General features: G+C 45.2%; 7 protein-coding genes. All 7 read right to left on the bottom strand.

Features of this window, described 5'->3' with window-relative positions; translation table 11 throughout:
* Positions 1 to 98 precede the first annotated feature (98 nt).
* A complete protein-coding gene (locus ACX1DY_RS20335; protein WP_458966018.1) occupies positions 99 to 4,139 on the bottom strand; it encodes an Ig-like domain-containing protein in 4,041 nt (1,346 codons plus the stop codon).
* A gap of 242 nt (positions 4,140 to 4,381) precedes the next feature.
* Entirely contained in the window at positions 4,382 to 5,584 is a 1,203-nt protein-coding gene (gene metK / locus ACX1DY_RS20330) for a methionine adenosyltransferase (protein WP_458966017.1), read from the bottom strand.
* A 200-nt stretch (positions 5,585 to 5,784) separates the two neighbouring features.
* Entirely contained in the window at positions 5,785 to 6,051 is a 267-nt protein-coding gene (locus ACX1DY_RS20325) for a small, acid-soluble spore protein, alpha/beta type (protein ID WP_458966016.1), read from the bottom strand.
* A gap of 191 nt (positions 6,052 to 6,242) precedes the next feature.
* Positions 6,243 to 6,782 carry a hypothetical protein gene (locus tag ACX1DY_RS20320; protein ID WP_458966015.1) on the bottom strand — a complete coding sequence of 180 codons (540 nt, stop codon included), beginning with the start codon at positions 6,780 to 6,782 and terminating at the stop codon, positions 6,243 to 6,245.
* A gap of 102 nt (positions 6,783 to 6,884) precedes the next feature.
* Positions 6,885 to 9,770: a beta strand repeat-containing protein gene (locus tag ACX1DY_RS20315; RefSeq protein WP_458966014.1), complete on the bottom strand. Its 2,886-nt coding sequence runs from the start codon at positions 9,768 to 9,770 to the stop codon at positions 6,885 to 6,887.
* 506 nt (positions 9,771 to 10,276) lie between these two features.
* Positions 10,277 to 10,618 (bottom strand): hypothetical protein, encoded by a 342-nt coding sequence (locus tag ACX1DY_RS20310; RefSeq protein ID WP_458966013.1) that lies wholly within the window; start codon positions 10,616 to 10,618, stop codon positions 10,277 to 10,279.
* 152 nt (positions 10,619 to 10,770) lie between these two features.
* A complete protein-coding gene (locus tag ACX1DY_RS20305; protein ID WP_458966012.1) occupies positions 10,771 to 14,691 on the bottom strand; it encodes an S-layer homology domain-containing protein in 3,921 nt (1,306 codons plus the stop codon).
* Positions 14,692 to 14,702 lie beyond the last annotated feature (11 nt).

The raw sequence follows: 14,702 nt of genomic DNA, 5'->3' as shown, positions 1-14,702 counted from the left end.
ATAGCTCAGCCGTTTCTGCGGGAAATTTGCCAACTCTTAATCACAAAAAAAAGGCCCCGCAATAGCGGGACCTCCAGATACATTACTATTTTAATAATCTACAGATACCCTGCAGTCGTAAGCATCCGCTGCAGCATCACCGCAGCTTGAGCTCGTGTAGCATTGCCCTGCGGCTCAAATTTAGTGGTGGTCATGCCCAGGATAATTTTTTGCTGCACCGCTTTGGCTACGAATTCAGCGGCTTGGCTTTGAATTCTGGCACGGTCCTTGAAGGCAGCTAATGTTGACGATGGGGGGCCATTCAAGGTTACCGGATTACCGCTATACTCCATAGCCCGGATAATCATAATCGCCAGCTGCTCACGGGTAATATTATCATTAGGACGGAATGTTGCATCTGTATTTCCGGTAATAATCCCCGCTTTGGCCGCTGCACCAATATAATCGCCAATTTGTGTGGAGGTCTGCACATCCCTGAAGCTCTGCGCTGTCTCACGATTTCCCAGCAGACCCAGACCACGGCTAAGCATAACAGCAAATTCGGAGCGGGTAATTTTCTGCTCAGGGTTGAAGGTGCTGCCATAGCTGCTGTCGATGATATTTTTGGCAGCCAGCTGAGACACAATGGATTTACTCCAGTGACTGCTCATGTCGGTAAAGCTCCGCGTGGAGAGGAACGTTCCTACAACCTGGTTGCCGATCATATTAGCACGGATTACAGTATAGCTTCCTGACGAGCTGAGCTTGGTAGGAAGATAGGCCGCATCATAATAAGCAAGATCCAGTCTGGCGGCTGAAGTCTGATCACTGTTCAGAGTAGAAGTTGTACGCACGGTGTACTCAGCCGGTACACTCAGTGCCTTGGCATTGGTGTAATTATTGCTTACCGCAGCGGACAGACGGACATCCACAAGTCCGGTTATCGTCCGCAGTCCCTGAGTCTGAAGCTTCTGTTCAAACGGTGTGAAAGTACCGGCTGGCACCTTATCGAGCCGCAGAACAAGCGAGATATTTTGACTGTCCGCAATCAAGGTGGCGGCAAGACTGGTCATATTCACATCATTCAGAGCAAGCTTGTATAAGTTATCCCCATAGCGTATCAGGATTTCAGCTTTCTTATCACGATTCACTGCATCCAGCAGCGGCTTGAGCGGCAGCGTCACATAGGCTGCTGGTTCCGTTGAAGGTACTTCAAACGCCAAAGAAGGAGTCCCGAGCTTGATTAAGTAATCATAACTGGCGGTCAGACGGTCGGCGGTCAGGCTGTATCTTTTTACCGACTGGCTGTAAATCGAACGGTCATCTGCCGGTGTCGCCGAGTCGCTTTTGAGAAGGGCATACTCTTTTCCGAACTCACTGGCTGCCAGTGTGCCCAGGTAAGCCGGACGGCCTGCCGCTGTTGATGAGCTTATTCCTGTCAGATTCTGCACGGAAAGCCCGCTAAAAGAAGAAAACGTATTGCCGTTCTGATCCTTAATCACACCTGAGCCGGACATATAGGACAAATCGACGGTTTGACCTGCTTTTATCACACTGGATAGTGTTAATTTAAGGGTATTGCCGGAGAGATAGTAAGACTGTACTCCAATACTGCTGCTATCCGCTCTGACTCCAAACTGATTGGCATACAATGTATTGGACGCCTGCATCGTTTTGCTGAAGGTTACGGTGAGCTCGTCCCCTGTTACTGTTGCAGAACTGATATCCGGTACGGATGTACCGCTGCTGCTCGCTGAAATGCCCAATGGCTGTAGGTTGATGTAGGCGGCACGGTTGCCGTTAAGATCGCTGATTCCGGCTGTTCCCGGTACGTATGAGATGGTAGTCGCCTGATTAGCCACCAGATTGCTTTGAAGCGTCAGCGTCACCTGATTGCCGCTTACCGCAACAGACGTTACGTAATTTGGCGTACTGCCCACCAGCACGGAAAACTGGCTGTTCATCGGCAGATTCGTTGAAGACAAGCCCTCATTATAGGTCAGCACTATATTTTTGCCTGAACCGGTAGCACTTTGAAACAGGGGTGGAGTTGTATCCGCGGCGTTGCGGATATAAAAATCACTGAAATTCCCTATATTCAAGCCATTCACATCCTGCAGCGGATAAGAGCCTGCGGAATAGGCTACGCGAATCGTTTGTGCACTTGTTGCTTCGTTGTTCAAACCAAGGGTTACAGCGCCACCGCTGGAGCTAATAGAGTTAACCCCAAGCGAGTAGCCGTCCGCATACACATTAAACTGGCTGTATGCATTAGGCGAGACCGCCTTTAGAGCATCATTAAAATTCAAAACAACTGTTTTGGAAGAAATCACTCCGTCTTTGGGCATAGACAGTACGGATTGAACACCATTTGTAACTTGACGCAGTGAGAAAGCAGCCGCATTGTTCCCGCTCAAATCCTGTATGTTCCGCAAACCGCCCGTATAGCTGATTTTTACAATCTGTCCAACCGCCACACCTGTACTAAGCGTAATATAAACACTGTCTCCCTGAACGTAGATACTGTCTATCGCACGTTTCTCATCATTAACCGTCACCGTGAAGCTGGAAGGGAGCAGAGCGGCACCTGCACTTAAGGCTTCGTCATATTTCAAGCGAATGGTGCGGTTATTATCCATCTGCGCTGCAGACAACACAGGGGCCGTCTTATCCAATACAGCCGTCCGGAAGCTCCAATTGTTCTTGCCGCTAATCCCACCAAAAACTTCCTGGTTATTCTTGGCGTCTACAAAGGCTCCGTTTGCGATGTCCACATAATAGGTCGTGTTATTTTCTAATGCCGCAGCAGGTGTAATAATATATTCACTTGCCGTAGCACCTGCCGATAAAGGTGCAGTCAGCTTGGTTCCATCCCCTTTATAGAGGACTACCGGATTGGCAACCGTACTATTTAAAACGACATCGCGGTTGAATGTGATTTTAATGGCCGGATTGAGACTTACACCTTCACTGCGGTCCGCCGGACTGAGGGCCCCTATGCCAAAGCTCGTTAGCTTAGCCGTCGTAAAGCTCCAAGTATACGTCCCTGACGCGGGAAATAAATTCCCGTCCTGATCATGAAAAGCCCCCTGTGGTACGGATACCGTATAAAAAGTATTTTCTGGCAGCGGATTCGCAGTTGATGCTGTATCCAGTGTTATAGTACTGGTTCCCCCGCCTGTAACAACCGAAGAGTTGACGTTGAAATATTTAGTATTACCTGGAGAAAACAATGGTGTTAACGTAATGACGCCGGAAGCAGGCATCATCGGACGGTCAAAGACAAGCTGAACATCCCCTGTAGGCGACACTCCAGTAGCCCCTCCAGCTGGCAGGACTGTCACATTTACTCCGGCAGCCTTGGTCGAAAAGCTCCACACGCTGCCACTGGATATTCCGGAGAAGGTTTTATTCTCATCATCTTTTAGCGCATAATTATCGACTAATACATAATAGGTGCTGCCAACTGCAAGCTTATTCGCCAGTGTTAGTCTTACTGTGGTGGAAACCTCGTCAGTCTGCACATCCACCCAGGGTTCGCCGTCTTTGATCTTAAACTCCTGGATCAGTGAATTATTAGCTGAAGAGATAAGCTTGACAGAGCCGCCGCCCCTCACTAGCCTCTTGTTCAGCTTAAAACTGAGCTGCGTCAGCGCTGCCGCATCAACCCGTGAGTTATTCGCCGGTGAGTACTCACTTGAAATAAGCGACGGGTTAGCTATCGGCGCCGTGATAAAGGTCCAGGAAGTAGCCGCAGATTCCGCCCCTGCACCATCCTTGAACACTCCCTTAGGAATGGATACCGTATAACTCTTGTTGGGCTCTAGTTGCTTACCTGCTCCCCACTTGATTTCATAGTCCTTGGCGCTGCCAAACAGTCCGGCACTGCCAACAGAGATTGTAGCAAATGGCGTACCTGAACCTACCGGGGTAATAGTGATATCTCCACTCTGCGGATTCACCACACGGTCAAAGCTTAGTTTGATCGAGGAAGCAACATTAATATTTGTCTCTCCCGCAGCTGGCGAAGTTGCGGTTATGCCAAATTCACTCGCAGCAAAAACTGCCGGTGTTCCGATTCCGACTGATGAAGACACAGACCCCAAGACCAAATCTCCTGCCAGAATGAGTGCCGCCAATATGGAAATTTTTCTTTTCATGCAGTGATAGACTCCTCTCAAGCCATAACTTCGTCTTTACATATATTCTTATATTTCGGCAAAAGAGCTTCCAAAGTTTAGAAGACTTCTATATTGAGATACAGCCAGGCACTCTTTAGTCCATTTTTAGACACACCAAAAAGCCCGCAGAAGCAGCCTTCAACTATCGAAGAGCCGTCCTGCAGGCATTCATACAATATTTTAGTCGAGCATTACGCTGAAAATAGAAAGCAAAGGCATACTTATAGGTCTGCTTGCGCTCTCAGCAACTCAGCTTTGTCTACACGTTCCCATGGAAGATCGACATCAGTCCGTCCAAAATGACCATATGCTGCGGTCTGTCTATAAATAGGTTTGCGCAGATCCAGCATGGAGATGATGCCAGCCGGACGAAGATCAAAATTGCGGCTGATCAGCTTGGCCAATTTCTCTTCACTGATTTTGCCTGTTCCGTATGTATCCACATTAATCGAGACAGGATTAGCTACACCAATTGCATAAGCCAGTTGAATTTCACATTTGTCAGCAAGACCTGCAGCTACCAGATTCTTAGCTACATAACGAGCGGCATAAGCTGCGGAGCGATCGACTTTGGTCGGATCTTTGCCTGAGAAGGCACCGCCTCCATGACGGGCATATCCGCCGTACGTATCGACAATAATTTTACGTCCAGTCAGACCAGCGTCGCCTTGCGGACCGCCAATTACAAAACGTCCCGTCGGGTTAATGAAATATTTGGTATTCTCATCAAGCAGCTCGGCAGGAACCACTGGCAGAATCACATTTTCCTTGATGTCAGCCTGGATTTGCTCAAGCGAGATTTCTTCGGCATGCTGGGTCGATACAACGATTGTATCTACACGTACCGGCTTCTCACCATCGTACTCAATCGTAACCTGTGTCTTGCCATCAGGACGCAAATATTCCAACGTTCCATTTTTGCGGACCTCGGACAAACGTCTAGCAATACGGTGAGACAAAGCAATCGGCAGCGGCATTAGTTCAGGAGTTTCATTGGTAGCAAAACCGAACATCAAACCTTGGTCACCGGCACCAATATTGGCGGTTTCTTCAGCAACCTGTGCAGGATCACGGTTCTCCAAGGCGGCATTTACCCCTTGAGCGATGTCAGCCGACTGCTCATTAAGCGAGCTTAAGACTGCACATGTATTATAATCAAAACCAAATTTCGCACGTGTATAGCCAATTTCCTTGATCGTATTGCGCACAATCGCCGGGATATCTACATATTCAGACTTGGTACTAATTTCCCCGATCACCAGTACTAGGCCAGTTGCAACAGCTACTTCGCAGGCCACACGGGCATTAGGATCATTAGCCAAAAAAGCATCCAGTACCGCATCAGAAATCTGATCGCAGATTTTATCCGGATGCCCTTCCGTTACGGACTCGGAAGTAAACAAATGACGTCCTTTAATAGACACTACAACAACCTCCCATATTGTTAGTCTGACACTGCATAAGGGGGCTCTCCTTAATAGATAACAGGCCATAGAAATAAAATCAGATAAGTTCAAAAAATGAACCTTTCCCAATCGGAAAAGGTTGATGGCTTTCCTCAAAAGTCATATTAACTTATTTGCCGGATGCTGTCAATTGAAGCCAGTCCCTTCACGCTTCGATATTATTGGAAAAGAGACTGCTCGGCCTGCTTCACAAGCCTCTTGGTTATTTCCCCGCCTACAGATCCATTATCGCGGGAGGTGAGGTGTCCCAGATATAATCTGCCACCCATCCCACCACCTATTGTTCCAAGTTCGGAAGCAAATTCTGTATCTGCCCCGCCGCCATAAGAAGCGCCATATAAACCAAATTCAGAAGCAATTTCATACTGCATTTGTTTCAGCATTGCCCGGCTTTCCGGTACCACTGTACGGTTAGTACGTGCCATGATAACGCCACCTCCTGAAGATTTTTTAAGATTACAGGAAGTATTGTACGCGGAATCCATCAGTCTCAATCGCTTCAATCTTTGTCAACTGTGGGAATGAGTGCCGAAGTATACTGCACCAAATAAAAGGGCATCCTATTTTATAGGAAAACAAAATTCTGAAATACCATAATCATTAACCTGAATTTTGCTTATTTTAAGGTATATGTGCCACGGACCATTACAACCAGACCTAATGTTTGTCCGTCTTGAACAGCTATACCCCGACCTTCACGTGGAAAAGACAACAAATGATTGGAAGGAGCAGCAACGCCGTTAGCAAGGTCAGCACCATCCGTTAAATCTGCTACGCCATTGGCATCATTCGAATAAATAACGGCCTTACCGGCTCGAACAATAAATTCTGCACCTGCTCCGGCAATCAAAATTTGTCCAGGTTTTACGTCAACAATTTTGGCCTCGTTACCCGCATTTTGAGCTGGCGTTGCCGTTGGTGCAGCCGTTGCTGCCGGAGTAGCCGTGGCAGTAGGCGCTTGAGTAGCAATGCTACCGCCTTGAATGGCTTTCTGAATCTGTTGATCTACATAGCTCTTGGTAACCACCGGATCATCCGCCGTTCCAGGCTGCGATCCAACACTGGCCCCTTCGGCAAAAGGATTCAATATTGATCCTGCAACAAGGGTAATACCAATAACTGCGGTCACTGCAGATATTTTTGTCAATTTATTCATCGGACAATGGCTTCCTTTCTACTCATGATCGCAATGATGATAAAGAAAAAGGCAGAGAGCATTACTGCTCTCTGCCTTAATTTGAAGCTTAAGTGAAAGGTATTATTTCACTGCGATTGTTGTACCAGTAGTGATTGGGTTAGAGAAAGTGCTTGGTGCTTTAACAACGTCAGTTACAGTATTAGCTGCATTGGAAACTCTAACAGTTAATGTAGCAACCTTGTTCACATCAAACGTTCCGTTAGAAGCAGAGGAATTGTTTTGAATCAGGATGTCACCAGCAGTGTAAGTGCCGCTACCATCAACATCCAAGAACAATTGACCAGCAGCATTCACAAGTTGTTTGAAGGTAACAACATATTTACCTGCGTCTGTACCAGTACCGTTATCAAATGTAGCAATGTTTTGAACATTAGAGCCAGCTACAGTTACGCCATTGATTACGAATTCGAAGTCATCGTAAGTTCCGGCAGTTACTGAAGTAACAGCTTCAGAGAATCCAAGAACAACCAAACCATTGCTGGAGATAGTTGCAGCATTCAGAACTGGTGCCACATCATCATTCAGGCCCAGACCGCCAACAGCAACCGGGTTAGCGATATTTCCAGCTTTGTCCTTAACATTGGTGACATTCAGTGTGTAGTTTTCGGTTTTAGCGATAGAACCAGCTGGCAAGTTGATAATTGCAGTAACATTGGTTGCCGCACTTTCAGATACGCCAGTTCCCAATTCAACTGTCACATATGCGCCAGCAGGAAGAGCCTTACCGTTCAACAAGTAGTTGCTTACATTTTGAACAGATACAAGATCAAGACCGATGTTATCTGTCAAGCCGATCTTAATTTGGTTACCAGCCAAACGATTTGCAGCTGGCACTGCAGTTGCAGTACTTGCTACTACTGGTTTACCGCTATCGGAAGAAGCACCCACAGTGAAGTTCAGAACAGCAGCACCGTTAGCATTTGCTTGAGTGGATTTATCCTTAGCAACACCACTATTTACACGCAAAGTGTAAGTGCCAGAAGTCAGGGCAGTACTTGTAGTAACACGCAATTGCGTGGAATCATTAGCATCAATAGTCGCTCCACCAAGTGTAGGGTTAGAAACTACCACACCGTTAGCATTGATCAGGCTGAAAGCACCTGCAAGGCCAGTAGAAGTAACATCTTCACTAAACTTGATAACAACTTCGCCAGCAGCAATTTTGCTAGTGTCATAAGATGCAGATTGAACTACAGGAGCTACTACGTCTTTAGTCAACGAAACAGAATGACTTGTAGTTGTTTTAGCATTACCCAGAGTGTCTTGAATAGCATCTGTAAGGATCAACGTTCCAGTGAAAGTACCGCTGGAGTTGAATGGTACAGTTCCAATCTCGATAGAAAGAGTTTTGCCGTCAACAGTAGAGTTCAATACTGTCTGAGCATTACCGTTACCATCAAGAAGCTTAACTGCGCCAGTAACTGGAGCTGCAACATTCTTGTCAAATACAACTTTGATCAAGTTATCGCGAGCTGCTGTTACGCTTTGAACTACTGGAGCTACTACGTCAGAGGACACTGCCACGGACAAAGCAGTCGGATTTGGAGCCAGGAAGTTTCCAGCGAAATCTTTGAAGTTCAATGCGCTAATTTCGTAGGATTTTCCAGCATCCAGAGTTTGACCAGTTGATACTTTAATTGTTGTAGGAGTGGAACCAGCTTCGGATTTTGCAGCAACGCCACCTACATATACGATTGCGCCAGTTGGGTCAACTGGTTCAGAGAAAGTAAGAGTAACAACATTTGTTGTTGTCTTAGCTGTTGCACTTGCAGCAGTCAATACTGGAGCCACAGAATCACTGGAAGTCAAAGTTGCTGTATAATCAGCAACTGTTGCAGCAGACGTATCTTTCACGCCAGTCACAGTAAATTTGAATGGAGTTCCAGCAGTGATTCCACCCAGGCTGGAGTTCAAAGCAGCTGGAGTTGTGATTGTCACAGTTCTCTTATCAGCGCCCAATTCAATAACAGTACCGTTTGTTCCTTTGGCAGGAATAGCTTCAGCTTTAGCCATTCCATTGGTTTGGTAAGTATAGTTAGTTACTGTTTTTGCTGAATCTTCATTTACAGTTCTGTTGAATACTACTTGGATTTGCTTAGCATTCAGAACAGTTACAGATTTAACTTGCGGAGCAGTCAATGTAACTGTGTATTTGTAGGAGTAACCGTTGTAAGTGAAGCTTACTTCAGTTGCTTTGTCAGCTACAAGAGCAGTAGTCAATTTGATTTCGGCAGTTTTACCGTCAACAAATGTTACGCTCAAAGTTGTAGCATCCAAAACTTCTACAGTTTTGATTGCTGGCTGTTGAGTCAAGTTGCTAACTGCATAAGCTGCTTCTACTACCAAAGAGCGAGTAGCGTTAGCTTTGAAGTTAGTGCCTTGAGCAACAAGACCTTTATTGATAACTGCTTGAGCATAGCCCTTAGCCCATGCGGATGCAGAGTTATCAGTTGTAGCTGGAGTTTCAAGTTTCAGAGCGCGGAACAATACAGCCGCTACTTCTTCAACTGTTACTTTACCGTTGTAGTCGAAGATACCTTTAACAGTATCTTTACCTTGCATCAATTGAGCTGCAGTAGCAGCTTCGATGTAAGGAACTGCCCAGTTCTTAGCTGTGTAACCTTTGTCTTTGTAAGACAATTTGCCAGTTACTTCAGTAAGATTGAACAGCTTAGTAACGATCTTAGCGAACTCAGCACGAGTCAGATCTTTTTCAAGGTGAGCTTGACCGTCTGGATATCCGTTAAGGATACCTTTAGCTGCCAAAGCATCAAATTTTGCTTGTGGAGTTGTTGCAGTTTCACCAAACGCTACAGAGGCAAACATCGAGAATGCCATTGCTGTAGATAATGCTACGGATAAAATTTTCTTCATAACCTTTTTTTCTCCTCCTTGGACGTTCATGAACTGAGAATTTTCTTTAGTTGGGTAGCTCATGTCACTCATTAGCCGATGCACCCCCTTTCCCGAGTTGAGCATATTAAGTATAAATAATGTCTGTGACGGGTATCACAGAAACTTGTAAACAAATTTAAGGCATGACAATAGTAGATTCCTAATTCTACCTAAGTATTATACAATGTGCCTCAAGTCACGTAAAGCTAATTTTTCCATTCGGCAATGTTCTTTAGCTCCGAAAGCTGTTTAACATGTACCTTGTGTAAATGACTCTACACCTTAAACGCAAAAGTTTTGAGAAAGTTGCGCATTATTCAAAAAATAATTTCAAATTTTGACCTGAGCTTGTTCCAATAGAAGATACATATGTATGTTCTACTAACTATTGTTAATGTTGGGCGGCTACGGAAAACAGTATAGCATAGAGGCTTTAAAAACGTCATTAGCAATATTTGTTAGCAAATAAAAATCATTCGTTTTCAATAGCCCATTAAGCCGCCTCTAAGGGCAAAACAAAAAGCACCGTCTCCGGCGCTTTTTTCTATAGCTATGGACTAACGGATCTTCATCGAAAGTTGGATCAATTCCTGACGTTTCTCCGGACTGGAATTTACATTCTCATACATGGCATCTATTGCCCCGCGATTCTCACGGTAGCTCTTCTCGTGCTTGATTGTGGCATGAGACCACTCAATCAAAGCGTTCTCGGCAATCACAAGATCATTGTACGCGTCATGGAACCCTGTAGCTTGTACAAGCTCTTCCATAAGCTCCTGTGTAATTTCCTGCAGCGCCCGTTTTGCGGCAATCTCCTTCTCCATAACCTTTGCTCTATTCTCAAACGAATTTTTGGCTTTCATGTAATCCAGCTGTGCTTTTGATAAAATCGGCTTCATCGATGGCTTTCACCTTTCAGAAAATAATATTTTCTAAGTTATTGTAACTTAAAACGGTGCAGAATACAAAGTTAATGTCAGCGGTATGTAATTTTATTACAAAAGAACAGGTCCGCGAACAGTTTTCGCGGACCTGCTGTACTATTGCAGCATTAGTTGAAGTTTTTCGGGAAGATGCTTGTGCTCTTCTGTAAGAGCGCTACGGCAATTTTCCCCGCTTCCGCTCTAGTCAGCTTGCCCTTTGGATTGAAATTATATACAGGCTTGGTTTGGCCAGCCATTGTTACCGCGCTGCCTTCCATGATCTTGGCTTTAGATACTGCCTCGATGGCCGGTCTCGAATAGAAGTCCATGCTGCCTGAATCGACAAATGACTTGCTAAGACTGGTTAGCAGCTTGGCATCGTTCAAGGACATTTTAAGCTTCAGCGCTCTTGCGATCATTACCGCACCCTGCTCTCTGGTCAGCGGCTGGTCTGGGCCGAAGAATCCGTCACTTAAGCCCGTAATAATCCCTGCTCTTGCAGCTGTCTCAATATGTTTGAAATCCCATGTGGTTGAAACTGCCTCCGGTACGATATCAAAGAAGGTTTGCTGGCTGTTATTATAGTTCAACGGAATATTCAGCCCTTTGACCAGCAGAGTAGCGAATTCACCACGTGTTGTCGTATCATCCGCTCCAAATTGGTCAAAGCGCAGATTCTCCATAATTCCTTTGGAATAAAGTCCATTAAGAATATTTCTTGCCCAAGGATGATTGGTGATGTCTGAATACCCACGGCGCAGCTTCATTACCGTGTAGTAACCAAATTGATCAAATGGCACTGTAATTGTATGTTTCTTCGTATCAACCTCACCGCCGATGTTCTCCCACTGTCCGGAATCTGTATAACGGAACACTGTAATTGAAGTACCCACCTCATCTACAATGTTCGGATTGAACGTTAGTGTGAGTTCTCCCCGCTGAGAAGGAACGATTTTACGTTCAGCCTCGATTTGTGTAAAGTTACCTTCTATTGAGTATGGCGCAATACCATTGGTAGCCGGCTTATAAAGAGCATCGCCTTTAATGCCTTTTTCTCCAAGTCCACCGCTGAGCCAATAAATATCAGATACCCGGGAGAAATTATTAGTTTCCACTGTTGAGTTGAACCGCAATACCAAGTCAGAAGGTATCAATAATGTGCTAAGGCCTCCTGGTGTTCGGGCATCAGCATCTACGTTAATCGTATTTCCATAATCATTTTTGCGTTCAACGACACCATCTACTGGGTCTGCAATACCAAACAGCAGCTTGGTATCTGGATAGTACTTAGCCGCCCCTGAAGTGGTATAGCCTTTCATTAAGGTTCCTTTCGGGAACGACAACTCCAGAGTCTTGTTGAATACGCTATATTTAGCTGCTACCTTCTCAGCCATGAACTGCGTGTCTATTTGTACTGCACTTGCGTAATACACGTTAATTGTATCATTTAAAGTTGAACCGGCACGCACAATTTGAATTTTGATTGCTGTAGCCTTATCCGGCTTCAATCCCACATAATCCAGAGTGAATCTGTTCGGCAAATCTGAGCGCTTTACAGCTTCAAACTTATCGATCATGACTTTAGTTGCACCTTCAGCCTCAATATCAAAACGGACAAAGTTTTTGTTGACGACAATCTGTGTTCCAACCGTTGCTACCGGAGACAGGATGCGGTATGCGGAAACTTGCCGTTCCACTTCCATACGTTGATTAGTACGCGCACCGGTTTCATTGATCAGCTCCAGATTATAGACGATACTGCCAGCAGTTTCGGCTGGAATGTCCATGATCCGCAGAATGAAATCCTTGCTGCTGCCAACGAAATCATAGTAGTATGTTTTTCCTTTAAAATCAAACGGCAGCGGCCCCTGCTTATCAGACGTACTACCTAGTAGTTTATTATCTAGGGAAAGAAACAGCTCCGAGCCCTGATATAGGTTCAGCTTGGTTGCCGCTCCACCTCTTAGGACGATATCATAGCTGGTTTGACTTGTAATAAACTTTTCGTCCTTATACGTGAATTCTGAAGTCAACCCTAGGATATCGTTCAATTCTTTTTCGGTGTAATCCTTAATGTTCGTATGAGTCAGTGAAGCTCTACCTTTGGATACTTTAGGATGAAATTGCGACAGGTTGGAAACATTGGTATCTACGATATAAATCTTCAGCTCTTTGCGTATTTCTCTCTTGTTCCCCACATTATCCATAGAGGTCCCGGTAAATACAATCTTGTTTTCCCCGTACACCAGTGGTCCATCTGCTTTTATTAGCAAGTCAAAGGAAAATATTGGATTGCTAGTCGGATCAAAGTCAGTTCCCCCAATCGCCGGAGTCAACTTGTTATTCGAAATTCCGTTAACGAAAAATTGTGCATTACTAATATTTTCAAATCCGATGTACTCACCCGAAATTTTCAAAATATTAGAAGCATTCGCTGAACTAAACGTATAGGTCTGACCATCGTTCAAGTTGGCTACATAAATATAGTTTTTGGAGACATAAGCAATGTCTGCATTGTAGAAGGATTGCGATCCTGAATATTGGAATTTCACCTTCTGTTGTCCATTGGAGAACCCAATAACCTTATATACAGCCTCATTAGGTGCCAGCCCTGTGACACTAGTTTGTTTCTCCAAATTAAGTGCAGCACCCAAAGGCAGGTAGGAAGCTACCAGATCTTTTGTTGGTACAGCACTCGACTTGACCAGAATGTAAAAATTAGGTTTCTCAACCTGTGCACCATTTAAAGCCAGCTTGGAAAGTGCTGTACTGGCAACAGCCTCACCATTATATCCGGACAAATAGTACATATCCGTAATAACAGTCTCGCCTGGTAAATATTTATAGGATTCTTTTACCGACGTATTATAGGTCCCGTACTTGATTCCCACAGTTACAGTGGATGTTCCTGCAGTAAGTGTAAACGGAGCAGTGGCCTGAAAGGTAACCAGACGGTACTGAGGGGTTACACCATCTGGGGCCGGTATAATAATTTCTTTTTGTGGTGATGTACCAGAACCTAAATTCACTCCACCATCAGCTTCGATTGTATAAGAGTCGAGCACATTGACCGGAACCACTGTGTCATTAATCTTCACTTCATGATCATCTTCAAAGGACTTGGTACTCGCATTATAAGGCAAAAGCACTTGCCCAATAATATTGGCAGTGGTGTCTGGTGCTGTCAGTGTAGGAACGTTATCAAGTATATTATAAGCCATGTCTTTAGCGCTTGCTGTTTTGCCGTGTAGGATTCTCAAATCAGTAAATGGCTTATTGGTATCAAAATAATACACCGAACGTTTGATTGAAATCGAGTCAGCTGCATTCTGCACTACAATGTCCAGTGTATTCTCTCCAGACTTGAGTGTTAGCGCCGGGGTGAAGAAGGTTCCATCCTCAAGCAGAGAGGTCTGCATGGAAGAGCCACCGTTCAGGGACACGCCTACCTTTGTAGCATTCGTTACTTTACCCTGGAGTGTAATCTGCTGGTTCGGCACAACAACCTTAGTACCCTCATTCAGGTTAATGGCAGTAGGACCGCCTCCAAGCACCTGAAGGGACGAGATAAAAGGAACCTTATCATAAAGAACATAAAATGATTCAGAGCGTTGCAAGGAGCCTTGCATCCCTGAGAAAGTGATTTTATTAAAACCTGTAAACAATGTGAGTCCGCTTGCGATAAACCGGTTATCCGGATTTGTGGTGTCGGTGGTTACCGCACCAGTTGTGGTATGTGTTTCATCGGTCACCCATTTACCCCCACTCTGGGTCATCTGCTGTACAGTAACTTTCATAGTAGAGGCTGTTACCTGTGCATATGTACCCGTAATAGAAAAATTGGGGGCGTTTGTCTTGTATACAGTGTCTCTTGTAATAGAACCGCTGACTTCCATTTGCAGTGCCGCTGTGTTCCGTAGCGTGAGATCATCCGGACTGAAGTAAGTCGTGGTAGCTGCTGCCGCTATGGGCGTGTATTTGCCTGGAAACATAGAAACGATCAGAGCCGCCAGCAGCAGCCATACGAATGGTCTCTTAAAGCGTAACATGTGTATATCTC

It is taken from the genome of Paenibacillus sp. BAC0078 (genome assembly GCF_054483875.1).
This window is presented reverse-complemented; position numbering and strand designations above follow the sequence as displayed.

Bases quoted from the DNA above. Each gene is read 5' to 3' on its own strand.
- ACX1DY_RS20335 (WP_458966018.1), bottom strand. From the start codon at position 4,139: ATGAAAAGAAAAATTTCCATATTGGCGGCACTCATTCTGGCAGGAGAT.
- ACX1DY_RS20325 (WP_458966016.1), bottom strand. From the start codon at position 6,051: ATGGCACGTACTAACCGTACAGTGGTACCGGAAAGCCGGGCAATGCTG.
- ACX1DY_RS20320 (WP_458966015.1), bottom strand. From the start codon at position 6,782: ATGAATAAATTGACAAAAATATCTGCAGTGACCGCAGTTATTGGTATT.
- ACX1DY_RS20315 (WP_458966014.1), bottom strand. From the start codon at position 9,770: ATGAGTGACATGAGCTACCCAACTAAAGAAAATTCTCAGTTCATGAAC.
- ACX1DY_RS20310 (WP_458966013.1), bottom strand. From the start codon at position 10,618: ATGAAGCCGATTTTATCAAAAGCACAGCTGGATTACATGAAAGCCAAA.
- ACX1DY_RS20305 (WP_458966012.1), bottom strand. From the start codon at position 14,691: ATGTTACGCTTTAAGAGACCATTCGTATGGCTGCTGCTGGCGGCTCTG.